The 23705-nt window shown below is 44.9% G+C and carries 21 protein-coding genes; 11 read left to right on the top strand and 10 right to left on the bottom strand.

The window, feature by feature from the left end:
• Window positions 1–152: 152 nt before the first annotated feature.
• Window positions 153–1133, top strand: a complete 981-nt coding sequence (locus tag QUB35_RS06810) for an aspartate carbamoyltransferase catalytic subunit (RefSeq protein WP_333140553.1) — start codon at window positions 153–155, stop codon at window positions 1131–1133.
• Window positions 1134–1270: 137 nt separating this feature from the next.
• Here QUB35_RS06810 and QUB35_RS06815 read toward each other — a convergent pair whose 3' ends face one another.
• On the bottom strand, window positions 1271–1675 hold the full coding sequence (locus tag QUB35_RS06815) for an SH3 domain-containing protein (protein WP_333140555.1): 405 nt from the start codon (window positions 1673–1675) through the stop codon (window positions 1271–1273).
• Between the two features lie 636 nt (window positions 1676–2311).
• Between QUB35_RS06815 and QUB35_RS06820 the strand changes: the two genes are divergently transcribed.
• From QUB35_RS06820 to QUB35_RS06830, 3 genes are all read left to right on the top strand, one after another.
• Complete coding sequence (locus tag QUB35_RS06820) at window positions 2312–2803, top strand: molybdenum cofactor biosynthesis protein MoaE (protein ID WP_333140557.1); 492 nt, start codon at window positions 2312–2314, stop codon at window positions 2801–2803.
• A 93-nt stretch (window positions 2804–2896) separates the two neighbouring features.
• Window positions 2897–3556, top strand: a complete 660-nt coding sequence (locus QUB35_RS06825) for a sigma-70 family RNA polymerase sigma factor (RefSeq protein WP_041622468.1) — start codon at window positions 2897–2899, stop codon at window positions 3554–3556.
• A 140-nt stretch (window positions 3557–3696) separates the two neighbouring features.
• A complete protein-coding gene (locus QUB35_RS06830; protein WP_333140559.1) occupies window positions 3697–4284 on the top strand; it encodes a zf-HC2 domain-containing protein in 588 nt (195 codons plus the stop codon).
• 187 nt (window positions 4285–4471) lie between these two features.
• On the opposite strand, the gene QUB35_RS06835 is transcribed toward QUB35_RS06830, so the two are convergent.
• Window positions 4472–6598, bottom strand: coding sequence for an NACHT domain-containing NTPase (locus QUB35_RS06835; protein ID WP_333140561.1), 2127 nt, complete (start codon window positions 6596–6598; stop codon window positions 4472–4474).
• Window positions 6599–6713: 115 nt separating this feature from the next.
• Window positions 6714–7166 (bottom strand): hypothetical protein, encoded by a 453-nt coding sequence (locus tag QUB35_RS06840; protein ID WP_333140563.1) that lies wholly within the window; start codon window positions 7164–7166, stop codon window positions 6714–6716.
• Window positions 7167–7389: 223 nt separating this feature from the next.
• Here QUB35_RS06840 and QUB35_RS06845 point away from each other — a divergent pair, with 223 nt between their 5' ends.
• From QUB35_RS06845 to QUB35_RS06855, 3 genes are all read left to right on the top strand, one after another.
• Window positions 7390–7962, top strand: a complete 573-nt coding sequence (locus QUB35_RS06845; protein ID WP_333140565.1) for an ATP-binding protein — start codon at window positions 7390–7392, stop codon at window positions 7960–7962.
• A gap of 286 nt (window positions 7963–8248) precedes the next feature.
• Entirely contained in the window at window positions 8249–8620 is a 372-nt protein-coding gene (locus QUB35_RS06850; protein ID WP_445252017.1) for a response regulator transcription factor, read from the top strand.
• 114 nt (window positions 8621–8734) lie between these two features.
• Window positions 8735–9088 carry a response regulator transcription factor gene (locus QUB35_RS06855; protein WP_333140567.1) on the top strand — a complete coding sequence of 118 codons (354 nt, stop codon included), beginning with the start codon at window positions 8735–8737 and terminating at the stop codon, window positions 9086–9088.
• Window positions 9089–9108: 20 nt separating this feature from the next.
• Here QUB35_RS06855 and QUB35_RS06860 read toward each other — a convergent pair whose 3' ends face one another.
• Window positions 9109–9513 (bottom strand): gamma-glutamylcyclotransferase, encoded by a 405-nt coding sequence (locus QUB35_RS06860; protein ID WP_333078464.1) that lies wholly within the window; start codon window positions 9511–9513, stop codon window positions 9109–9111.
• Window positions 9514–9758: 245 nt separating this feature from the next.
• Between QUB35_RS06860 and QUB35_RS06865 the strand changes: the two genes are divergently transcribed.
• The 4 genes from QUB35_RS06865 (at window position 9759) to QUB35_RS06880 (ending at window position 12790) form a co-directional block, all read left to right on the top strand.
• Entirely contained in the window at window positions 9759–10352 is a 594-nt protein-coding gene (locus tag QUB35_RS06865) for a glyoxalase-like domain protein (protein WP_333140569.1), read from the top strand.
• Between the two features lie 278 nt (window positions 10353–10630).
• Complete coding sequence (locus tag QUB35_RS06870) at window positions 10631–11110, top strand: hypothetical protein (protein ID WP_333140571.1); 480 nt, start codon at window positions 10631–10633, stop codon at window positions 11108–11110.
• 293 nt (window positions 11111–11403) lie between these two features.
• Window positions 11404–11757: a hypothetical protein gene (locus QUB35_RS06875; RefSeq protein WP_333140573.1), complete on the top strand. Its 354-nt coding sequence runs from the start codon at window positions 11404–11406 to the stop codon at window positions 11755–11757.
• A 58-nt stretch (window positions 11758–11815) separates the two neighbouring features.
• Window positions 11816–12790, top strand: a complete 975-nt coding sequence (locus QUB35_RS06880) for a hypothetical protein (RefSeq protein WP_333140576.1) — start codon at window positions 11816–11818, stop codon at window positions 12788–12790.
• A gap of 44 nt (window positions 12791–12834) precedes the next feature.
• Here the strand turns inward: QUB35_RS06880 and QUB35_RS06885 are convergent, their stop codons facing one another.
• From QUB35_RS06885 to QUB35_RS06910, 6 genes are all read right to left on the bottom strand, one after another.
• On the bottom strand, window positions 12835–17181 hold the full coding sequence (locus QUB35_RS06885) for an nSTAND1 domain-containing NTPase (protein ID WP_333140578.1): 4347 nt from the start codon (window positions 17179–17181) through the stop codon (window positions 12835–12837).
• Between the two features lie 96 nt (window positions 17182–17277).
• Complete coding sequence (locus QUB35_RS06890; protein WP_333140579.1) at window positions 17278–18690, bottom strand: caspase family protein; 1413 nt, start codon at window positions 18688–18690, stop codon at window positions 17278–17280.
• A 135-nt stretch (window positions 18691–18825) separates the two neighbouring features.
• On the bottom strand, window positions 18826–20946 hold the full coding sequence (locus QUB35_RS06895; protein WP_333140581.1) for a caspase family protein: 2121 nt from the start codon (window positions 20944–20946) through the stop codon (window positions 18826–18828).
• Between the two features lie 152 nt (window positions 20947–21098).
• Window positions 21099–22001 carry a peptidoglycan-binding protein gene (locus QUB35_RS06900; RefSeq protein ID WP_333140584.1) on the bottom strand — a complete coding sequence of 301 codons (903 nt, stop codon included), beginning with the start codon at window positions 21999–22001 and terminating at the stop codon, window positions 21099–21101.
• Window positions 22002–22042: 41 nt separating this feature from the next.
• On the bottom strand, window positions 22043–22945 hold the full coding sequence (locus QUB35_RS06905; RefSeq protein WP_333140586.1) for a glycoside hydrolase family protein: 903 nt from the start codon (window positions 22943–22945) through the stop codon (window positions 22043–22045).
• Window positions 22946–23492: 547 nt separating this feature from the next.
• The coding region (locus tag QUB35_RS06910) for a hypothetical protein (protein ID WP_333140588.1) at window positions 23493–23705 on the bottom strand (213 nt) is incomplete at its 5' end.

Genomic DNA, 23705 nt, shown 5'->3' on the forward strand with positions numbered 1-23705 from the left:
ATCAAAAATTGTTGGATACTGTTGATCGCCACCCCTAAATGTCGATCGAACATTCAAAGGCGACAGCAGGGCGGGCGTACAAGCAAGTTCCAAACCCATCGTCCGTCCTGATTGAGTCAATCTGAAATCTAAAATCTAAAATCTAAAATTGTATGACTTGGACAAGGCGACACATTCTCACTCTGGCTGATTTTACCTCGGACGAATACGATACAGTGCTGCAAACAGCAGCCAGTTTTCGGGAGGTGCTCGGCCGCCGCACGAAGAAAGTGCCCGCCCTGCAGGGTCAAGTGGTCGCGAATTTGTTTTTTGAACCTTCTACCCGGACTCGCAATAGTTTTGAGTTGGCGGCGAAGCGGCTGTCGGCGGATACGCTAAATTTTACGCCGGGAAGTTCTTCTCTGACGAAGGGGGAGACTATTCTGGATACGGCTAAGACTTATTTGGCGATGGGAACGGATTTGATGGTAATCCGGCACGAACAAGCTGGAGTTCCCAGCACGATTGCTTCGGAAATGGATCGCTTGGGGTCGAGAGTCAGCGTTCTCAATGCAGGAGACGGCCAGCACGAACACCCGTCGCAAGGTTTGCTAGACTTATTTACTATTTGTGCTCTGTTAGATACCGAACGTCCGCGGCTGGAACTTTTAGCGGGCAAAAAAATTGCTGTGGTGGGGGATATTTTGCATTCGCGGGTGGCTAGGTCTAATATTTGGAGTTTAACGGCTTCTGGGGCAGAGGTTCATTTGGCCGGGCCGCCGACTTTGCTACCGCTGTTGTTTGCTGAGTGTGGCGATGGTAGGGAAGGCAAGTTATTTTTGCACTGGCATCTGGAACCTGCTTTGGCAGATGCTGATTTTGTGATGACTTTGCGGCTGCAAAAGGAACGGATGAGCGACCATTTGCTGCCGAGTTTACGAGAGTACCATTCTTTGTACGGGATTACCCGCGATCGGCTGAAACTCTGCAAGCCGGATGTGAAGGTGTTGCACCCTGGCCCGGTTAACCGTGGCGTGGAAATTAGTTCGGATTTGATGGACGATGCCCAGTTTAGCCTGATATCTCAGCAAGTTACCAGCGGCGTGGCGGTGCGGATGGCATTACTTTATCTAATCGGCGGGGGTAAAGTTTAGGCTGTTAGTTGTTAGTCATGAATTTCGGATCTTCAATGATTTTCAGGATCGATCGCATATTTAAAATAATCGTTACCCAGTAGGGCCGGGTAACGATTAAAACTCTTTCTAGAAATGTAAATTGCTCTAGTTAAGAGTTAGGAAAGCCAGGACGCAGAAACCCAGCCACCACCTTTGAGTTGGGCCCAGCCGTTTTTGTAACGACCGGTCAATTTTACGTGGTCTCCATAATATAACTTGCCGATTACACCAGAACAGCTACTGGGGCGGTGGCGGATATTCAGTCGGCCGCCATTCGTGACAACTTTGGCGTAGCTGTGATGGCTGTGATGAGCGCGATGGCCACAGTGTTTGCGGTAGCAACTTGCCGCCTGGGCTTCGCCACCGACACTCAGAACAGATAGGGCTACTGCCATACCTGCGACGCCTATCCATGCAGAATTAGGAATTTTCAAGCCGAGTTGGTCTAACGACTTGACTTGGAGTTCGGACTCTGGAGATTCATAAGCAACAAAAGAGTGGCTCAATGCTAGTGCTTCCATAGTTTCCTCATGATTGTTGTTAACCTTTCTTGGTGCAGACTCAGGTCAAAACCTCAATTAACAGCCCAAATTATTAACTTATGTTTCATAAAAGCCACAAAAGGGCGTTAAGGTCTTGCTGTTGCCGAGTATTGGCTAATGTTCCTGAACCATGCACAGGTATATCATGTCATTGATGTAGCTTTCCGGAACAAAAAAATAAATAAAGTTTACATCGGCTGCTAAAAATTTTGCCGACGCGGATCAGAACTCCGGGCAGAATTAAACTTAACTGTGTCATTAAAAAGGGAACGAAGTTATCGATTGGGGTAGGAAATGGCTTGTACTGAGTTGCGAATGACACTACTTATTTTGGTGCTTATTTATTGAACTGCTACAGCAAGATCGGCAGTTAATTATATCGAACAAGCATCCGGCTCGTCTTCAAGCCCAATCTTAATTTGCTTGGGGTCAGTCATAGTGTAGCCGATCGCACTCGTGCAGAAGTTCGGGGCGATGGCGTCGGGCCCTCGGCCGTGCTACAAGATGGGTCTCAAGATTAGCCTCCCAGTGTCCCCGACAAGAATGCAAGACAAATCCATCGCGACTTGATTTGTGTCAAGATCGATCGAGTTCTCCAGCACCACTTCTTTCGCAATGAACTCCTTCGCTGCACTTTCTCTCGGCACAATTCCTCAACGCCATGAATCCGACAGCTTCGCCATTACCTTAGCGCCGCTGTCTGTAGAGGAAATATACGCTTTGGCAGATGACCCCGCGAACGGAGCCGTGGTAATAATGAGCGGTACAGTCCGCAACCAAACTGACGGTCAAGCTGTAGTTTCCCTAGAATATCAAGCCTACGAACCGATGGCCGTGCGAGTATTCCAGCAAATTGCTACTGAAATCCGCCGCCAGTGGGCCGATGTCAATCGGGTCGCTATTCACCACCGCGTCGGACACTTGCAGGTGGGCGAAATCAGCGTATTGGTGGCTGTTGGCTGTCCCCACCGGGGCTCAGCGTTTGCAGCTTGCCAGTACGCCATAGATACGCTCAAACACAATGTACCGATTTGGAAAAAGGAACATTGGGCTGACGGTTCTAGCAGTTGGGTTAGTATTGGAGCGTGCGAGGTTGTCGGGCATTAGTCAATCGATTTGAGATTTGAGATTGAAGAGGGGAACTTGTTACGATCTCCTAACGTCAAAAAGTGTGGAATGTTCGATGAGCCGATTCCACCGATGAGCGACTTTATTTCCGTGTCCTGGTCTGCGGTTGTGGCGACCGTTCAAAGAGTGCAATTGCCAGCCGAAAAACTCTCTAATTATGACTTGGTGTTGCGGTGTCAGGAAGGAAATCGACCTGAGACCACGGCCTTTTCAGAACTGTTGAAGCGGTATCAGTCCCACGTAGACAGGGTTCTCTATCACTTGGCCCCTGACTGGCAAGACCGAGCAGACTTGGCTCAGGAAGTGTGGATTCGGGTCTACCGCAATATTAACCGCTTGCAAGAGCCTGTTAAATTTCGGGGCTGGCTGAGCCGCATCGCCACTAATTTGTTTTACGATGAGTTGCGGAAGCGCAAACGGGTGCGAACTCCGCTGTCGCTGGACGTACCCCGTACTCTGGAAGATGGCGAGGTTGATTGGGAAATTCCGGCCGACAGTCCGGGGCCTGATGAAGATTTGACGACGAGAGAATTTTACGACCAGTTGCGGGTGGCGATCGCAGATTTGCCGGAAGTATTCCGCACGACAATTGTTTTGAGAGAAATAGAAGGTTTAGCCTATGAGGAAATAGCCGAAATGACCGGAGTTTCTCTGGGAACTGTCAAGTCGAGAATTGCTAGAGCTCGCCAAAGATTGCAGTTGGAATTGCAAAAATATCTCGATGGTAATTAGCAAGAGTAATTTCAGAGGCGGGTTAAGAAGATTTGGTGAAGTTTGCTGTGACATCAAAACTTCTCTTTTAAAATATAAGTAAGCAGTAAATCATTCTAATACCGAGTGCGTGATTCCCCAATTAGAGCAAGTCTGAAATTATGAGTGGTAACTTTGAATCCGATAAAAATCAGAATCAGCAAGGCGTGGGGGATTCACTCGCTGAAACTGAAGTTAACAACAATTATGCCCAGGGCAATGTAACTACTATGATGCGCGATCGCTTTGAATTGCTAAGTGCTTACCTCGATGGCGAAGTGACGGCAGCAGAACGCCGGCAAGTTGAGGAGTGGCTGACAAATGACCCCACTACGAAGCGTTTGTACTCGCGACTGCTGATGATGCAGCAGAGTTTTCAGGCAATGCCGGTGCCTGCTGCGGAACAATCTGCCGAGGAGTTGGCGACGAAGGTTTTGCAGCGGGTGGAACGCAAGCCGAAACGAACTTGGATTGTGGGTGGAGGTGCGATCGCAGCTTTGTTGGTTGCGGTGGTGTCTGGTGTCGGTGGCGATCGCCAATTGTTTGCTCCTCAGTTTGCTCGATCGCCCGTTCCTGCTGAATCAGACGGTTTGATTATGGCTTTAAACGAGCCTCTGGTGGAGATGGTTAATCCCAATGATTTGATGCTTGGGGTGAATGCACCGATCATGGATATTCCCAAAGTTGGTGTAGCAACCCCTCAAAAGTAATTGCTAAAGGCGCAGTAGGATTTCTGTTTTGAGCAATAACGAAAGTTGCTAAGCTCCCTAAAAAAGGGGGCTTTTTGCTGTTTTTCCCAGTTTTTCAAGGTGGATATATCCTTTGACGCTTTCCCGGCTTTGAATGACGAATTGTGGGGCGATCGCATCTTAATATCCTAGTAGGTAGCGAGTGGAATTAGACGGGGCGATCGCACTTGTCACCGATTTTTTGCAGATTTGCGATCGGCAACAGCAATGTCTCCTCAATTTCCTGCCGCACAGCAGGAGATAGATTACAACCGCTATTGAGGCAATCTACTAGCAATTTATTAGCATCATAATACTTCCTCAGCAATGACTTCTGCTGTTCGCTGAATATCCAATTGCGACCTATATTGCGATACTTAATCATCACATTTATTAATTGCTGAGTCCAATCTCGACCTTTAGCATTCCACCACTCCCGCTCGCTTCTCCACCAGTGCTGTATTCTGTTTGGATATGCTGAAGCATATAGTTGGTCTCTGAGTTGTTGCAGAGATTGCTTCAATTCTGGTTCAAGATTTAAATTGAGAGAAAAGGCGAGGATAGAGAGAAGATTGCGACCTGAACCAGCAGCATAAGTATAGGCAATATTAAGGTCAATTGCATAAAACATTGCAACATCAAGAACAATATCAGTAGCCAAGTCAGAGTGGCGTTCAGTAGCCAAGCCAGAGTCACGTTCATTGTCATAATAAGAAGTAAAGTCCAAGAAAAAAAGTTCAAGGGGTGGTTTAAAGGTATGGTCAATGGCATAACCAAGAATACGGATCAAACTTAGGTCAAAATTCAAGTCCGAACGAGGGTTACTAACGCGCTCTACCTCTCGACCCAGATAAAAAGCGCGGATAGCTGATGGTTTATAGGGAGCCTTAATGGAAAAAGATTTATTTCTTACCCACATTAGGAACTGCTGCAACTGCTCATCCTCAGCAACCATCCCATCAACTTGCTGTTTCATTGATAGTAACAAGTCATCAGTTTTTGGCAACATCCCAACTGCTAAAAACAAGACTTCTCGCCAACGCTTCTCGGTCAGGTGGCTGACCAGTTTCTCCAAAGCTTGTGGAGTGGAATTGTTAACTATTTCTGTAGCAGTAAAATACTCTTGGAATGTTAGATGAGAAAACGAATAAATCCCTCTTGCCCTCTCCACTAATAAGCCATGTTGTGCCTCGATGGCCTTCAGCACAACCTCACTATGGCTCTCCAACTGAACGCGGTCAGTTGTGGCATCGGGTAAGTTAGCCAGATAGTTGGCAATCACTTGTTGGATTTGATTTTTTTCAAAAAAGTAATCGCCCCGCTCAAAAGTAATAGCTGCCACAAAAGCAAGTAAATGTTTCTTGCGGCACAAATTCAAATCTCGATAAACTTCATCCCGTTGAATGCCTCTAGTTTCATCCCATTTTCTGAGCATAATTTCCAATCCTTCCTCATACAACTTGGCTCTGTTGGATGGAAAATGTGCTTTGGCTTGGAATACTAAACAAGTCAGATTCAACAAGATAGGCGTTACTGCCAGTTCTCGGATTTGCTGATTTTTATTCATTTTTAGCTGATATACAAATTGAGACGCTAAAGCTTTCCCTGCCTCCATATTCTGGGAAAATGCCACAAACCAATTGCGAGCAAAGGCAGCGATTTGCTTGTTATTAAAATCTGCTACCTCAACACAGGTAAAGGCTTCGTCGTGAAATCTGTACTTAGCAGCGGCAATTCGACAGGTAATAATAAACTGATTGTTGTAATACTTTTGGACAAACTGACGAATCTGTCTGACGACTGCATCGCTATCTGATTCTGGCACTTCATCTAAGCCGTCCAGCAAAATCAGCCCTCTGCCTTGACTGAGTACAGATTCAGTTTGCGATCGCGCCTCAACTCCGCAACTGGCAAATTCGTCGCTGATATATTCTAATAAGTCAAGATTAGCGATTTCAGCAAAGGTTTTCAGAGAGATAAAAATCGGTATTTTGTTTGCTTCAAATTCAGAGCGATCGCACTGAATGGCAATGTGTTTCAAAAAAGTAGTTTTACCGGAACCCGGTTTGCCGAGTACCATCAGTTTAGAGTGAGATTTCACCGCATCCAATCCTGGTACTCGTTTCTGGCATATTTTACCTAATCCCAAGCGGTTAAAGTTATCCGCATCTGGGTTGAACTCTCTGAGTAAATCGCTAATTTCTCCCGGCTGCCAACTGGTAATTTCCTCCAAAATGTTGAGTTCAACGTAGAGGTTGCTGACATCAACGGGCTGTGCAATATCCAACAGTTGCATTTTGCTGTAAAGCTGTTGGATTTTGCTGTGGCATTTTTGCCGTATCTCTTGCACTACCGAATCAATATGCTGTTGGCAAAAATCTCTAACCCCCCCAACCCCCAGGGCAGTTTCATTATCCGTAGGGGCCGTGCCCCCGTGCCGGCCCTCTTGGTCGGATCTGCCGATCGAATCCTCTAGGTCGGGGGTAGGCACGGGGAGTAGGGGTAGCACTACCCCTACAAAATTCATGTTTTTGGTGAGAATTAAACAGCCCTGCCCCAACCCCCTCTTGGTAAGGGGGGGCTAAAGGAGGACGATCGACAATTTCTTCCCAATTCAACTGCAAAACCGTGCAAAAAGCCTTGAAAGCATTAGCTTTAATTGGGTCTCTTCCTCCTAAAAAACGCCTCCAAGTTGGCAGCGAGAGGCCATCGGCATAGGGCCCGGCCTCTGTCCAAGTTCGATCGGGCTCTAATTTTTGACTAGCTTCTACTAGCCATATCGGGTCTTCTATAGTCGAGCCCCTTTCTCTTCTAGCTTGCTTAATTTTTACTAATCCCTCCTCAGAGGCTTTGAGGGTGGTCATTGTATAATTTACTTATCTAATTGTCAACGTCAGTTTTCGATCAGTTTAGCGATCGCAAACTGAGTTTGTCAAGACCCGATCAAAAAAGAGAAAATGATCGGGACAACAACTGCACGGCATACGGGAAAAGTCAGGCATAAATCATGCAAACTTAATCGTTCAGAATGCCACTGTCTTTTTTAGGTAAAAAAGTACACATTAAATGATGACAAAGGATAGCACCATGATAGATAACATAGATGAAATTCCGTCAGGTGGGATAGGTATAAAAATTATTGGCAAAATTGCCGATGAGCTAAGTTATACCCGCACTTCTGACGGTCGGAACTGTCTGTTCATTGTAAAATATTATCAGCAGCCTGGTCTAGTACCATCCCAAAGCAGCATTCAAGATGGTTTTTTTAAGCGGGCTATCGATGTTTTAACCAGCTTTAATTTCGGGTTTCAAAAGCAACGATTTCCCCAATCCGAGCCAAGTTATAACCAGCTAGTTCAAAAAATCCGCCTTCAAATAAATACTGATATCAAGGCTGTTGCTCAAGTTTTATCGTGGGTTGAACAGCTAGATCCTCTACCAATTCCCCTAGTCGTTTTGCATCAGTGTAAACTTGCTGTGATTGAAGGGTTTACGAATGCTGTTCGCCACGCTCACAAAAATCTGCCATTAGAAACTCCGATAGAGCTGGAAATAATGGTATTTAACGAACACCTAGAAGTAAAAATTTGGGATTGGGGAGAGCCTTTTGACATTCAAGCGAAGTTGAGAGAAGAATTGCCCCAAAAAAGTCTGTATTAGTTGGAACGATCTGGGATTTACGCTCCACTAAAGCTGTGCTGTAATTGCCAGCTTTAAATTGACGCTAGGAAGAAACTTTTTTGTTATGACTACTGATACTACTCCCAAGATTCTCGTTGTGGATGATGACCGAAAGCATCCAGGATACCCGCCACGTGATTCATCAGTCCAGAAATAAAAAACCTGTATTCGATGAAACTTGCCCCCGAATTTATCCGTGGGGTCAATGCTTCAATTCTAAAATCTAAAATCTAAAATCTAAAATCTAAAATCGAGTGACTCATCAATCCGCAATCTTGTTCATCGTTTTTTAAATCAGAAATATCAAGTAGATTCGGCAGCAGATGGCGAGACTGCTTTAGAATTGTTTGAGAAATTAAAGCCACTGCTAGTAGTTCTTGATTGGAATTTGCCGGATACTACAGGCTATCACCTCTCCCAGGAAATGCATCGCCGTACTAATGTTTTTGTGATTATGCTAAGCAGCCGCACCGACGAAGCTGATAAACTTAAAGTCCTGTCTGCAGGTGCTGATGACTATATCTGCAAACCCTTTGGTTTGGCAGAGTTGGCAATTCGTATAGAAGTTGTGTTGAGACGGATGATACCAATTGAATGTGAAGTTGCACATATCTCGATCCCCCTAAATCCCCCTTAAGAAGGGGGACGAAAGATCGGAATCTTGTCCCCCCCTTAGTAGGGGCGGTGCCAAGAGTGCCCGCCCTCTTGGCTAGGGGGGATCGCATTCTACGGGGCCTCATAAAAAATTGGTATGAGGCCTGTCACTTCATCACGTATTGTATTCGATCGATTCGCGATCGATTCAGCGCGTCGGGAAGCAACACTCAACGATCGCATTATCAACTTAACAGCCTTGGAATTTAATATTTTGTATTTTTTGGCTAGTCATTCCAATCAATCTTGGAGTCGCCAACAGCTAATCGAAAAAATCTGGGGGTGGAACTGCCACGACACAGGAGAAAAGCAAGTTGTTAGCGTGCATATCGGCCAGATTCGCAAGAAAATGATTCAAGTTGATGCTAATGCGTCGCAGTTTATTAAAACAATTCGGGGTTACGGTTACAGGTTCGAGCCGCCGAATCGCACGGCAATAGCTATTAACTAAGCTCATCGGCATTAACCACCTTATTTGGTGAAAAACCTATTTTCCCACCTGCCGTCGGGCAGCCAGATGCCTCCTAGGGAACGAACGCGATCGGGTAACATGAAGTAAGCCCAAGCCGTGCCTAAAGGTTTGAGGTGTCGATCGAAGATTTCGATTTCCTGTCGCTGATATTCGTTTTGTGTCGGTTCCCGCAGCGGATGATAGTCTTCCAATCGGTCTAAATCGTCCAAAATAGCCGAGTTTGCGAAACAGAGGAGAAAACCGCAGACTGTGCCATCTCCGGCCATCATCGCAGGATAGCCGATCGGCAGCGCAAAAAGTTGACCGCGGGCGATCGCGGGGCAAGCATCCACAACTTTTCCTTCGCAGTAGCGGAGGTAGTTGCACTCCCCCGGTTTGAGTGTGCCGTAGACAAAGACTTTCATCGGGTAGGGCTTAACCGCTAGTTTTTGCTAACATATAGCAATCCTAAATCATTTGTAAAAATATGTAGGGGTAGTGCCCCCGTGCCTACCCCAGTCAAGCGGGGCAACCACGGGGGGTTTGCCCCTACAAGAATTACACGAATCATTTAGGATTGCTATAGATGGCTAAGCTAATAGTTTAAGTCTCGCGGGCGATCGCGACTGCAATCTTGATAAATTTCGTTGTTTACCCTTTCTTATAATTCATGACTCTAGCAGTTAGTTTTATTGCTTTTGGACTTCGGCCTTTGTACTTGAGCTCTTTTTTGCCGTCCCTGGACAGCTTGTTTTCGACTCAAGGGATTATGGTGATGCTGCTGGCCGCCTATGCGGGGGCGATGTGGATGTTTCTCACCAGTGCTCCGAAGGTACACACCGTGATGGTATCGGATCTCGGACAAGCGAGGGAGTTCTATGAAGGTATGCTAAACCTGCCCGTAGCAGAAGTGCCGCTGCACTACTACTACAATTACGAGCAAACTTTGGGAACAACTGGTATTGATCCGCTGTATTTGTCGCCGAATGTCGGGAGGGCAACGACATCTCAAACAATGGGGAGTCCCGATGGTTTGTGGTATCAGTTGATGAAAAATACGCAACTGCACATTATTAGCGGCGCCGGTGCAGGGGAAAAAAATCGTCCGCGTCACGTTTGTTTCGATCGCGATTGTTTGGATCAGCTATTGATGAGGGTACAAACTCGCGGCATTAGTTATAAAATTCGCCGGGAAAAGCCGCTGAATTTTTTGGTTAAGGATTACGATGGTCGCGTGATTGAAATGGCTGAGGTTAGTAATTAAGTAGGTCGTTCTAATTAAAAGTAAAACGCTCTCGCGCGCTACCCCCGGCTTCTTTTGTTGGGTAATATCATTCCGGCCCACCCGGAATGATATTAGTCGCGAACACGGCTCATCTCCAGAGAGATAGTCGCTCAATCAAAAAATGATAAGAATAGTTGAGATTTTTGAAATATCACTATATTTTGGTTAAACTAGCTTGATTGGTTTCGGAAGATATTTTTATATCCCCAGAATAATCAGTAACTCTATTGTTAACTAAAGCCTGGAGATAACTAGCAATGACAGAAGTTGAAGCCATTGTGGCAAGTTTGTGGGAGCTGGATGATGATGTATTGGAAGCTCAGCTAGGCTCTCGCGTACAAGCCATAGGGGATGATGTTGCTGGACGTGGAGCAAGAGGGGTAGACGCAGCTTCCTTGGAATCTATTGATGTGAACTTTGCGGCTAGAGCAGCGATCGATCCAAGATTTCTAGAAGCAGGTAAGCAGTTGTTCGATCGCATAAACCCGTTAGTTTACGAACTTATGTGCAAACCCATCGGAGACGATGCAGAGACTCGGAAGATTTTAGATGAAACAATAAATCAGAACTATACCACAGCGGCTGGGATGTTGGCTCCTGTTTTAGTCAGTGGATTTGGGTTTGCTCCTGTTGTTGCTAGTCTCCTGGCAACTCTAATTATTAAAAAGATTGCAAATATGGGTGCTACAGCAATTTGCGAGACTTGGGAGAAAAGTTTAGTAAAACCTGGAATATGAGCTACAAACTTGAATTAGCAACAGAAATTCTAGGGTAAGGCGATAATCGATTCTATAATCGTCGCAGAAATGGCGATCGCACTATTTGTTTACTTTTATTCAAGAATTCAATGAAAGTAAACAAATAGCAACAAAAATTAATATTGCTTGCGAACATCTAACCTATAATCATAAAATCACAGAAGATAGTGAATCACTTTTAAAAACTTCTCTGTCATCTACTTGTGTGCTTGGTTTTATAATCTTTTCCCAAATAGTTGGTTGTTATTTTGATTGATTAGAGGTAGTTGACAATGATAAAGGTTAGTGGCTTACCAGTTAATATTACTAAATCCGATCTGGACGAGCTTTTTTTTGCCTATGGTACAATTCAAATAACAAAAAATTCTGTTATCATAAAAATCAAACAGACTGAAAGTATTGCACATCTAGAACTCGACAAAAACGAACCACTTGCTATTGAAGAACTAGATCGAAGAAAATGGCGTGACTATATCCTTTATCTCGATCCAATCAGAGGAGATGGAATTCTACCCTCGCAGGATGAAGGAGGCGGAAACCAAAACCAAGCTGGAGGAGATAGAGTTAAAAAGGGTCAGCCTGGAGGAGGCGGAAACCAAAACCAAGCAAGCGGAAACCCAAAATGAATAGTGGGGAGAACCCAACACATATTTTTACATACATAAACGGGAGTAAACTTAGCAGATGAATGAAGTGACACAGGACAAACAAAAAATTATGCTTATAGCAACGCACACTCCTAATATAGGCATAGCTGAGGAGTTGCGAGCAATCGAAACTGTTACAGGAGGTAGTAACAGTAAATTAGAGCTTGATTCTAAATATGTCACATCTGTTGAGGAGATTACGGATCTAATCCAGTTTCCAACACCTGTCACTCGAATTATTCATATTTCTGGAGAAGGAAAAACCGATGGGACAGTCGAGCTCCCAAACTCCTATAATAATAAAATAGACCGCGTAAAAGCAGAGGCTCTAGCAGGATTTTTTAGGAACGCCACAGGCGTGAAGTGTGTGATTCTCAATTTTTGCTATTCATCAGAAGCTACCAGATTAATTGCTCAACACATTCAATGTGTGATTGGAGTAGAGGGTTATATTGAGAGAACAGCCGCCGTCGAATTTTCCAAAAACTTTTACAAATATTTACAAGAGAAAATTCTAAATCAAGAGTTTATAGATCAGGCATTTTCAAGAGGAACCGCTGCTGCTTTCCCCAGAACGGGAGATACAGACACATATATTAAACTTACTGGCTTGAAACCGCAACCGGAAATGCAGATAATAGAACCCGCTGAGGGAAGCAAAGTTCCTTATCCATGTGAATGTAGGGGTACTTTCAAGAACTTGGATGAAGGTGCAAGTATGTGGGCTTATGTAAACGCGACAATCGAAGGTAAATTCTATTTAGTTTTAATAAGCATCAATAACTATCCCATTCATGCCACAGATGGAGAATGGCAGGTACCCCTGTATATCGGTCCAGAACAAGCGGATAATCACAAATATAGAATAGGTGTTTTGATTGTCGATCCGGAAACTACTCCAAAATTAAAATCGCAGTATGATAAAAGCCTTCAAGAACGGCCATTTTTTGCGCTGGATAGTCTGCCTCATGGAACGCAAGCTTTCGGCGATCGCGTTGTGACAAGACAGTAGAATGTCCTAATAGTTAACTTGCCAAACTGACATCAATTACATAATTATTTTAATTTTTTTGATTTAGTTTGCAAGTAATTGCGGATATGGTTGCATCCTTTCTCTAACAACCCCTGAATACTAATATCTGACACATTCCATAGCAAAACAACTCGATCTGACCCGGCAGAGGCCAACCATTTGCTATCGGGACTGAAACTCACCGTCTGCACCGGCGCAGTATGCCCACTCAGGGAGGTGATTAACGTTCCATCCCGTTGCCAAAGCTTTATTGTCCCATCGCTACTCGCAGAGGCGATCGTTTTTCCATCAGGGCTAAAGCTAGCATCAAGCACCACAGCAGTGTCTCTCAGTGTGGTGATTAACCTTCCATCTCGGTGCCAAAGTTTGATTGTCTTGTCATTACTAGCAGTAATGATCCTTGTTCCATCAGGACTAAAATTAACAGACCAAATTACATCTGTATGTCCTTTCAGTGTTCGGAATTCTTGCCCCCTAGAACTCCACAATTTTACCGTTGTGTCATCACCAGCAGTGGCAATTGTTTGTCCATCAGGACTAAAAGCCACACTCAACACTCTCTTCTTATGTCCTTTTAGCGTGATTGGTCTTTTACCTTGCAAACTCCAAAGTTTCGCGGTTCCATCAGCACTGGCAGAGGCAATTGTCTGTCCGTCATGACTGAAGTTAACAGATATGACCCTCTTTCTATGCCCTTCCAGTGTTCTTTGGATTAGTCCATCTACTCCCCAAATCTTGATTTTGTTGTCATTGCTGCCACTAGCAATCGTTTTTCCATCAGGACTAAAGCTAACGGCATTCACCTTACTGTTGTGTCCTTCCAGAGTCAAAATTAGCTTAGCTTCTCGATTCCATATCCTCACTGTTCCATCAGAGCTTGCACTCGCAATCCGTTTACCATCTGGGCTAAATTTAACCGAATGTACCTCTTCCTGATGTCCAAGCAAAACAGTTAACTGGTTTCGATCGATCTGCCAAAGCTTTGTGATGTTATCGTTACCTCCAGTCGCAAGCATTTTTCCATCTGGACTAAAAGTAACACAGGGAATGAGCCCGTCATGGCCTACCCAAGTATCCAGTAATCTGCCATCTTGTGCCCATAGTCTTACGGTTCCATCCTGACTGCCAGAAGCAATGGTTTGTCCATCCCGACTGATACTAACGCTCCATACCCCTCCAGAATGCCGAAGGGTATTTAAAAGTTGCCCCTCTCGACTCCATATCTTGACAGTTCCATCTAGGCTACCAGTGGCAAAAAACTGACCGTCACTACTGAAATCTACACTTATAACACGCTTAGAGTGGTTGGTGAGAGTCTTGATTAGAGTCTTGCCATCCCGACTCCACAGTTTTACGGTTTTATCATCACTGACTGTGATAATCCGATCACCACTAGGACTAAAATCCACTTGCCTTACCAAGTCTTGATGTCCTTTAAGGGTATCAATCAATTTACCGTCCAGCCGCCAGAGTTTTACGGTTGTATCACCACTGGCAGTAGCGATTGTGTTTCCATCTGGACTAAAACTGATACCGATCACCGAAGAATTTTTATGAGCATGAATAACCCGTATCAGCTTGCCGTTGCTGTCCCAAAGTCTGACTGTTCCATCTAGACTGCCGGAAGCAATCTTCTTCCCATCAGGACTAAAACTGACGCTCATCACCTCGTCTGTATGTCCTGACAAAGTTTTGACTAGACTTCCATCCCGTCGCCACAACTTAACTGTGCGATCGTGGCTAGCTGTAGCAAACATTTGACCATCCGGGCTAAAACTAACATTCTGAACAGTATTTTGATGCCCTTGCAAGCGGTTTTCCTCCCTTACCCAGCTCACAGATTGCGCCAAAGTTGTGAGAAGATCGGTCTGGAGTTTTTGGTCTGTGCTGCCCCAAGGTAATTGTTGCAAACGCTTATTAGCTGTCAGTGCATAAATCAGGGCATCAAAAGAATTTTTATTCGCCGTGAAATTAGCTTTTGAAGATTGCATTAAAGCCTCAATTAGTCCTATTTCTGCTTGTCTCCACTGATATCCAGCAAAAATGGCAAATCCACTTAGAGAAAGAATGACTCCAGTCACAGTGGCAACCAAACTACGCTGACTGTTTCGCCTTTTTTGCAAACTGTACTGCACAAACTCAGTTTCTACCTGGTTTAACCAATTATTATCAGGGGAGTTGAGTACCTCCTTATTCAATACATCCAAATAGGGATTAGCATTCCAAAGAAACTTTGCCTGTTGCCGATATTTCCACTCTAAAGCGGATGGAGTTAAACGCCTTTGCAGTGCTAAATCTTTCTCCTCTTTTACCCAATTCAGCAGCTTTTGCCAAGCCCGCACCAAAGCATCATGGGCTGGTTCCACGTAGGGATTTCCCTCTGCATCTTGCCCTTTCACTAACAACCTGGCTGTGCTAAAACGCTCAATTACTTTCTTAACTAAACTATTTTTATCTGGCGGATATTCCAATTCCGATAACGGGACTTGTCTGCGCGCTAATTCACCCCCAGCCAGGGCTACCATCCGCAGCATTACATGACGGATAACTTGGCTATAAGCTGGATTTTCTTGAACTAGCGCCTGATATTCCTCATCAGCTCTTTGAGTCAGCGATCGGATGACTCCTCCCAAAGCTTGATAATCTTCTTGAGTCAGCGCCCGGTCAATTGTTATTCCTCGATTTTGTGCATCCCGTTGTCGCTTTAAATACTTCAGATAAAGTTCCCTCAACGCGAAAGAAAGCAGTGGCAATGCTCCCGGCATATCTGCCACTTCATTAATTAATTGTTCTACTAAATCGTGGGGTTGAAAATACATTACCCGTGCTTCAGCGGGTTTCTCAATCGCTTCCCGTAGTTCGGCTCGTGTCATCGCTGGTACAATAAATCGTCCGTTGAGCCAACGCTCTTTAAGCTCGGTGTCAGTGTTTCCCACTTCTTTTTTAAGGACTGTGGGGAAAAACTTTAAGCCAGCATCTCTGACTTGGGTTTCAAAGTCAGAACGTAGGCTTAACACTACTCGTAATTTATCCCGATGGGCATCAATTGCTGTAAGTATTTGTTGGAAAAATTCCGGGCGCTCATCCTCATCTTGACAGAGTGTAATTATTTCTTCGCTTTTATCTATAAAGATTAATAAATGGGAATCGGGATGATTTTTAGCCCAAACCGCAATACTTTGACTCAGAGTTTTTTGTTGATTTTGTAATTCAATTTTGGGTAATTGGGCATCAATCAGCGCATTATTCAAGGCTTGAAAAGGTGTTGCTCCGGGGCGTATTGGTGATAAAATACACCATTTGTCGCTTTTTTGCTGTTTCAATTTGGGGATTAATCCGGCTTTTACCAAACTGGATTTACCACAACCCGAAGCACCCAAAACCACTGTTAGAGGATTAGTTTGGACAATATTTTGTAACTTTTCTATTAGTTCGTTTCTACCGAAAAACAGTTTGTTGTGTTCCTCTTCAAAGGGTAACAAGCCACGATAGGGATTTTTGGAAACATCCAATGGTGGTGCGGGCGGTAGATTCAGGGCGTGTCCTGGTGTCAGAAAAATATACTCGCCTTTGTCGTGTTTGTTGAGGCAATGAATCCCTGGCGTCTGGCGGATGGCACGTGCTTCAGTCGCAATTTCCACTCGATCGCGCAAATACACATAGAGATCGGTTGCCGTAATTACACCATCCCCCGCAGGCTTACCGGGTTCTGCTGGCGGAAAGGCATCGGCTTTACCCTCAAGTGCTTCTATCAAAGCACCGGCAAACGGTGAATGGCTTCCAATTTGTCCGCGATCGTCTTTCAAGTCAAAGGCATCCCATGCAGATTGATCGTAGGCAGCCGAAGTAAGGACTTGCCATGCGGGGTCTTGAATGAAGCGATCGTAGCGTTCTTTGTGGATCGTAACCAGTTCAACAGGAATCGCTTTGCGTAGGCTTGACCAGCGAAAAGCACCCGCAAAACAACAGTCGAGAATGCCTAAAAAGTGACTGCAGGGAAGCTGAAGCAAGGCTTTATTCACCTCTGACATCGGCAGGTAAGTGCTAACATTGCCCAACTTAGCGTTTTGAGGAATCAGATAGCCTTCAGGGCCATCCTCACCGTTGAGGGCAATCCCATGTCCAGCGAAGTAGAAGAGAAAGCGATCGCCCTTTTGAATTTGTTGCGGCAATTCTATCTCTAATACCTGCCGAAGTTGGCTGAGGGTAGCTGCTTGATTCAGAAGCAGAGTGACGGTGTAATCATGCTCGGTTTCGAGGATGCGGGCAATTTCTGTCGCATCGCTGACGGCTGTTTTGAGTGCAGAGATGCCGTTTTTGTAGTCATTAATACCAATAATTAGGGCATAACTGTGTTCAAAGTTTGACATAGTAATTTATCTCTTATGACTGGACAAAGCCTTCAATAATTGAGTCTTATTTCAGATAAGTAGGAAATACAGAAATTGGCAAACAAATCTTTCGGGTTAAGGTCTAATAAAAATAGATACATATTTCCCTGAAGCAGAACCAATGGGCAAAAGATCAAATTGCTCTGAAGGCAATTTGTTTTGGAGAATTTTCTCTAAATACTTAGCTGCCTCTTCATTTTTTGAAGTGTAACGAATTTCATTGACTGGTGTATTGATGTCCGGATTCGGGAATGTATATTTGTCGAAAAAATCTTGTTCTTGAGGAAGTAAAAATATATTTTTATCCCCAAAATTTTTGCTAAATAATTCTTTAATCTTATTGGCTCTTGTTTCTACATCCGGTCTATCTTTTATAAAATAAATACGAATTTCATAATCTTTCAGGATTTGAGGCTCTACATAAGTTTGTGTTGGTATAACTTGTGGAGGTCGATCAACATTAGTTAAAATAGGATAAACGATTGTAATAACAATGACTACACAAACAAGACCCACTCCGATTAATTGCCACTTGGGCAATTTCACATTTTTAGGTTGACGTTCTTTTGCCTCGTCCTTTAGGTGAAATTCTGTGTATGGCTGTTGCTCATTTCTTAAAATATTAGAGAGTTCCGTAGAAGGTACCATTGAAACAGGCATACTACGGTCATATACATTTGCACCAATCAAAGGATGCTGCCTGTGATCGGTTGCACGTTTAACATTGTCACGCACATACTCAAATAGCTCCCCAACCGTCACAATTCCATTTTTGTCACCATCGGCAGCACCTCGCATTCCTTCTAACAGATAGTGGGTAAAAACTCCATGCCCTCCTCCCCATCTAGCATCCTCAAACGAAACCTCATTTGCCTCCGCCGAGGTTAGTAGAGCGATTCCTCCTCTGGCCTTACTCACTTCCTGTAGATAGCGGTTTACAAATGTAGAATCATCAACAGCACTTCTACGACCAATTCCTCCAGCAATGGCTGCACTGTGGCAAGTATCAGCTAAGACAATGACTTTCTCAGCGAGCAGATTTTCTCTCAGAGACAAGTCAATTTCACGCATGGGTAGCGCAGTCCCTGCGATATCACCAGGAGCTGTATCGTGAGTAAGCAGGTAGATATTGCCTGGTCGGTCAAAATCCGGTGTGCCATGACAGGCGAAGTAGATAACAACAAGGTCTTCTCGTGCTGGCTTTTTCAAAAAAGCACGGAGTGCTCGTGTAATGTTGGCAGTTGTTGCTTCCTCATTGATTAATTTACAGATGAATTCTTTCTTAAAGTTGCCTCCACTAGGAGTGAGGAGCAGGTTGTAAAGCTCCTCTGCATCCCGATCAGCGTATCTCAGATTCCAACCTTGATATCGGTACCGTGATATACCAACAATAATTGCCCAGCGATCGCACTTGCGATACTCTGAGTACACCTCTAACTCTGAGATTATTGGTTCTGCACGTCGGCTAGTAGGTTGCTGTTCGGACATTGCACAGACAAGTTATTTACTAATTGGCTCTCTGGATATTGATGAGTCTAGGACTATTCAAGAAGTCAGCATGGAACTGATGCTAATCACCAGCGATCTATTCCAATTGGATGAATAGCCCTATTCACAAAACACCTATCGCATTACCGTGAGCTGGATCTCCTTCGTGGTCCATTCCTGACTCGGATCGAAAATCGGAACTGCTGCGCGAGTTGGGGGTTCATCATCAACATCAGCACCAACCGCAGTCAAAAGTATCCCAAGCGGATCGGGGTCGCGTTGGAGTCCTGCCTTTGATGCAATTTCTTCATCAAGTGAGGGCAACTCCAGCCAACGAAAATCATTCTGTCTGACAGTCGCAAAAACTTTCAAGGTTTCGGCTCCTTTGGAATATTTCACAGTATCCTGGAGATTGATCGCAAGCGGAATTAACATTTCTTGATTGGGATTGAATGGATAAAAAATCGCCTCTGGTATTTGGAGTTGAATGCGGGAAACCGCCCAGTTTGATTCGAGATCCAGCACAGCAACATTCAAAACTTGAGAGGAAGTATTCTTAATTCGCAAGAATGCGTACTCACCAGATTTAACAACTAAATTAGTTGGATCGGGAAACGGCTGCGGTTTTTTAGGCATCCCTGGTAGCCAGTTTGGTTGTGTGAGTAATTCCACTTCTAGCTGATTAGTCAACTCAGAAAATTGATTGCTCAACTCCTGAATTGCCTGATATTTTGCCAAATGTACCAGACGCTGTACTACCTGTTGCGGAGCCTCAGAATGCTCAATCTTCAGGGCAGGTAGCAGGTTTTCAATGGGCGTGCCAACGCAAATCTCATACTCACCGAGTTGATTAACCGCAACTAGATAATCTTCCTTTTGTTGTGCATCCGCCAGTTTCAACCAGCCATTTCCTGCCAATGCTTCCTTAACTGCTGAGAGTGCATTATCTTGCTTGTCCGCAATTGCTTGAGGCAGTTCATTGTCTTTCTCACCAACCTCTTTTTTGAAAAGGCGTACTCCCCGTACCAAATCGACAGGGGCTGACAGCATCACTGCTTGAGAACCTTGGTCAATCTTGTCCTGACGTAGCACTTCAATTACATCTGCCCAGGCATCAGAAGCACCAACTTTGGCAATTTCAACGATCGCCAATTGCTTATTTTTCTGGGTAAAATCTGTCGTGCCAAACGCATAGATTGCGAAACGATAACCTGGACTGAGACCGTTTGCCATCCCCGCATTCAGCCGAACGTGCTTGACGACTTTCTTCGGTTCTGAGTCTGCCTCTGTTACCTCTTCCTCAATTACCTCAAGCACGTTGACGGCATATTGTAAAGATCCGCGCTCAACTCCGAAGACAAAGCGATCGCTCTCGCCCACCAGCATTGGCCTCTGAGGAAACTTGCTTTGAATTTTCGCACTGACGCGATCGTGCAATGTTTTGTATGTCAATCCTGAAGGGCTACTGGTTAACGTATCGATCATCCAGTACGTCAGCGCCCCATGTCGCTCCTTACCGCTCACCGCATACTCGTAGGCATACTCGCTAGGACGACAGGCAGCTAGCAATACATAATCTCTAGGTTGAGGAAGCCACTGCCCGGGGGTAATACTTGCAGGAATCCCATCAGTCAGAGTGTGCCAGTTTGCGATTAGCTCTTGTCGCTGGGCAACCAAGCTTTCAGAGTCTTGCGGTGCTGTGTCGGTTTCTCCGGGGCCTCGAATTGCAACATCGTCGCCTCTAGTTGCTTCTCCAGAGTGGCAGCTATCCAAGACAAGGGTGACAATCAACCCTTTGTCCGTCATCCGCTTCAACAGTGTCGCCAATTCCACATCTCGCAGGTAGCGCCCAGATTCGTTGCCAACATCTATTGGCACAATTCCCTCATCGAGTTGGTCATTCCCCTTCAATTCTGGATAAATAGTTGTCGTCCGTCCTCCATGTCCAGAATAGTGAATGTAAACCTGCTCTCCCGGCTGCGCTAGTTCTGTAATAGCCTTAAACTTCGCCACAATATTTTCATAAGTTGGTTCCGGGTCTTTGGTTTCGATTGTTTCAGCGACTTCAGGATTCGGAGAAGTTAGCTTGAAAATCCCTTCGGATGGAATCTTCAGTGTCTCGGAGAGGTAGCTTGCTACAAGATTAATGTCACGCACGGCTCCTTTAAGATTCTTGTACAACCGATTGGGTAAGTAGTAGTCAATGCCAATTAATAATGCGTAAAAATTCAGTGTTTGATCGGGTTGGTCAGCCATTTTTACCTCATCACTCCAGCATCTGTATTTAACTCAGAGAGTTGGTGTATCGGCAGAGTTCTAGAGCCGCAATTTCAAGCTTTTCAGAAAACTCTGCCCATTCAGCAACGTATCCTTCAGTTCAAGATTTTGTTAATTCGATCGCGAACAGTTCAAGCCATTTGTTCGCGGGTTTTTGGTCCGACAATTCCGTCTGGCTTCAAACCCTTCTTCTGCTGAAATTCCTTGACGGCTTTATCTGTTGCTGGCCCAAATTCACCATCAGCCCCAACTACAATCCCAGCCTTTTTCAAACCCTCCTGAAGCTTGAGTACATCCGAACCTTCCATTCGGGGCACCGCCAAGCGCAACGTTCTGGGTTTGTCATCCCACGGCGCTTTAGGAAACCCTGGAGCCGGAGAACGATTAAGCGCATCCTCAGTTTGAGGGCCAAAGCTGCCATCTTCGCTAATCTTTGCATTAGGATTGTTCTGATTCCAAAGCTGCTGAAATGCGAGTATTGATTTGCTGCGAAGATCGATCCTGCCGCCGCCTTGGTAGTCGAAGTGAGGCGGATCGTTTCGTAATGGATACCAGCCATACCGCATCAAATAAACTTCCCAGCCTCTTGCATCTTCAATGTCGATCGCTAACCCAGTTTGGTGGTTGCTGGCTCCCGGTGCAGCTACAGGATTAGAGTTGTTGAAGCGATCGTTGTATAGCAGCATTTGCTGAGCGATCGTGCGGTAGGCAGAGTTCACCTGCATAGTTTGACCTCGATCTTGAATCGCTCTCTGGAGTGCCTGTTTTGCAGGGGCTTGTACATAGGGAAAGGCTGCATCCAGCAAGTCTACATTGAGGTCATCAAAACTGACAAAGGCATCTGGCACAATCAGTTGGAGTTGATATATCAACTGCTGAGATAAGCCATTGACCACCGCAGTCGAAGACATGGGTGCATCTTTGAGCAATCCGGGAAAACTGCCTTTAATTCCCAACATATCCCGTTCGACAAATTCTTCACAAGCCTCGACAATTACAGGTTGATTAAAGAGAAGATCGCTTGAGTCAGTCATGGTTTTCTCCTATCGGTTTGAATTTGGTTACACAATCGATGTTATAGTCCCAATTCTTTTCGTGTTTGGGCACCTACCACACCATCCGCCGTTAGCCCTTTCTGCTGCTGAAACTGTCGCACTGCCTTGTCAGTATCATTACCAAAGAATCCATCAGGTTCGAGATTAATTCCTGCTGTTTTCAAAGCTTCTTGCACTTGACGAACATCCTCACCTTGCATCATGGGTTCGGTGAGTTTCAAAGTGCGAGGTGCTTCTGAGATTGTTTCACCTGTTACTTCTTCGCCTGTTCCTTCATAGGTTAAGAATGACTGCCAGGGTTTTCCCAAAAACAGTGCTCGTTCAGCCAATCGTCGGCGTGTCAGCCCTAGCCAGGGTTCACCATTTACCTTATTCCAGCGAGGAAACTGATTAGCAGCTCCTTGATAATTTCCCTCGTTCAAAAGCCTCAGAAGAGTTGAATCTCCAAAACCTCCTGGCCCCACGTTGAAGCAGAAACAAACCAGTGCAGAAAACTGATTGTCATTGAGCTGAACTTCAACGGCATCCTCAACAAAGGATTCAAATTTTTCTAAATCTTTGCTCAGCAATTCTTCTGCTTGCGTTTGGCTAATCGTCAGTCCTGGAAAAACATCGTTGCCAGTGTGTCCGTAACCAATTGTCCAAACTCCACCGCCGTCATCATAAGCAGTTAGCTTACATCCTTCAAACGTAGTCAGAAGCTTAAAGCCTTCTCCATTGATTTGCTTTGAACCTCTGCGTTCTGCCACATCAGGCGGTTGTTTTTCTGGAGGATTAATGTTGTATGTTTTAGCCACGCTGAACTTTAAAGCATCAATTAATGCTTTTACTTGCCCATTTGTCTCGGTGACTTTAACGGCTAGGTCGTCTTTTATTTCGTACACGCGACCATCGCCGAAGATTTCAAGTGATCTTCTTGGCATTTTAGTTTTTCCTTTGGAAAAGGTAGATGAACTGGAAGGACGCATCCTGAAGATCCCGATCGCCAAACTTTTGCCTGCCTCTGACAACGTGTGAAAAGAGTTTATCAATTCATACTTGTTATCCAAAGTCTTTGTTTGATCGGTGATTTCACTGGTTACGTCTGTCCCAAAGTAATTTCCGGGATTTTCTTGAACCTTTACAAAAGTTTATTTTTGCCGATCGAGAGCGGTGTGCTGCTTGTTCTATTTAACGATCGCGATCGCCCAATTCCACCACTATCAAATTACACTTAGGATCGTGGATTAAATAACTTCGTAGGTTGGGTTGAGGAACGAAACCCAACAATCAAGCGTGGCGTTGGGTTTCGTTCCTCAACCCAACCTACAAAAAATGCAACTTATTTAATTCTCATTCCTTAGGAGTCCTGGACGTATCAACTAACCAACGAGCATAGTTGAAACCCACATTCCGCACCAGAAACGGGCAGCGTACAGTACCCGGTGCGGATAGAAGTGAATCAGCAGAGACAGTAGTTAGTAATAATATTCAATAATGTGTATCAGTAAGTATAACCCTGTTGGAAATGGGGCCCGAAACAGCTCTTGATTCCACTCCCCGCCAACGGTTTTGACCCAATGAGTCAGAAGAGCGGGTTTGCGACTGTGGGAGTGCGGGCGTCAGCTTAGGAATGAGAATTAAATAACTTCCACAAGTTTGTGGGATGGGCGTCCCGCCCGTCCAAAAAGGACGGGCGGGACG

Source organism: Microcoleus sp. B13-B6, assembly GCF_036705405.1.
Classification (GTDB): domain Bacteria; phylum Cyanobacteriota; class Cyanobacteriia; order Cyanobacteriales; family Microcoleaceae; genus Microcoleus.

Excerpts from the sequence above, each read along its gene's own strand:
- QUB35_RS06895 (WP_333140581.1), bottom strand. The coding sequence starts at position 20,946 with ATGGCTGACCAACCCGATCAAACACTGAATTTTTACGCATTATTAATT.
- QUB35_RS06870 (WP_333140571.1), top strand. The coding sequence starts at position 10,631 with ATGACAGAAGTTGAAGCCATTGTGGCAAGTTTGTGGGAGCTGGATGAT.
- QUB35_RS06900 (WP_333140584.1), bottom strand. The coding sequence starts at position 22,001 with ATGACTGACTCAAGCGATCTTCTCTTTAATCAACCTGTAATTGTCGAG.
- QUB35_RS06810 (WP_333140553.1), top strand. The coding sequence starts at position 153 with ATGACTTGGACAAGGCGACACATTCTCACTCTGGCTGATTTTACCTCG.
- QUB35_RS06860 (WP_333078464.1), bottom strand. The coding sequence starts at position 9,513 with ATGAAAGTCTTTGTCTACGGCACACTCAAACCGGGGGAGTGCAACTAC.
- QUB35_RS06845 (WP_333140565.1), top strand. The coding sequence starts at position 7,390 with ATGATAGATAACATAGATGAAATTCCGTCAGGTGGGATAGGTATAAAA.
- QUB35_RS06855 (WP_333140567.1), top strand. The coding sequence starts at position 8,735 with ATGAGGCCTGTCACTTCATCACGTATTGTATTCGATCGATTCGCGATC.
- QUB35_RS06820 (WP_333140557.1), top strand. The coding sequence starts at position 2,312 with ATGAACTCCTTCGCTGCACTTTCTCTCGGCACAATTCCTCAACGCCAT.
- QUB35_RS06885 (WP_333140578.1), bottom strand. The coding sequence starts at position 17,181 with ATGTCAAACTTTGAACACAGTTATGCCCTAATTATTGGTATTAATGAC.
- QUB35_RS06890 (WP_333140579.1), bottom strand. The coding sequence starts at position 18,690 with ATGTCCGAACAGCAACCTACTAGCCGACGTGCAGAACCAATAATCTCA.
- QUB35_RS06825 (WP_041622468.1), top strand. The coding sequence starts at position 2,897 with ATGAGCGACTTTATTTCCGTGTCCTGGTCTGCGGTTGTGGCGACCGTT.
- QUB35_RS06875 (WP_333140573.1), top strand. The coding sequence starts at position 11,404 with ATGATAAAGGTTAGTGGCTTACCAGTTAATATTACTAAATCCGATCTG.
- QUB35_RS06835 (WP_333140561.1), bottom strand. The coding sequence starts at position 6,598 with ATGCAACTGTTGGATATTGCACAGCCCGTTGATGTCAGCAACCTCTAC.
- QUB35_RS06880 (WP_333140576.1), top strand. The coding sequence starts at position 11,816 with ATGAATGAAGTGACACAGGACAAACAAAAAATTATGCTTATAGCAACG.
- QUB35_RS06905 (WP_333140586.1), bottom strand. The coding sequence starts at position 22,945 with ATGCCAAGAAGATCACTTGAAATCTTCGGCGATGGTCGCGTGTACGAA.
- QUB35_RS06815 (WP_333140555.1), bottom strand. The coding sequence starts at position 1,675 with ATGGAAGCACTAGCATTGAGCCACTCTTTTGTTGCTTATGAATCTCCA.
- QUB35_RS06865 (WP_333140569.1), top strand. The coding sequence starts at position 9,759 with ATGACTCTAGCAGTTAGTTTTATTGCTTTTGGACTTCGGCCTTTGTAC.
- QUB35_RS06840 (WP_333140563.1), bottom strand. The coding sequence starts at position 7,166 with ATGACCACCCTCAAAGCCTCTGAGGAGGGATTAGTAAAAATTAAGCAA.
- QUB35_RS06830 (WP_333140559.1), top strand. The coding sequence starts at position 3,697 with ATGAGTGGTAACTTTGAATCCGATAAAAATCAGAATCAGCAAGGCGTG.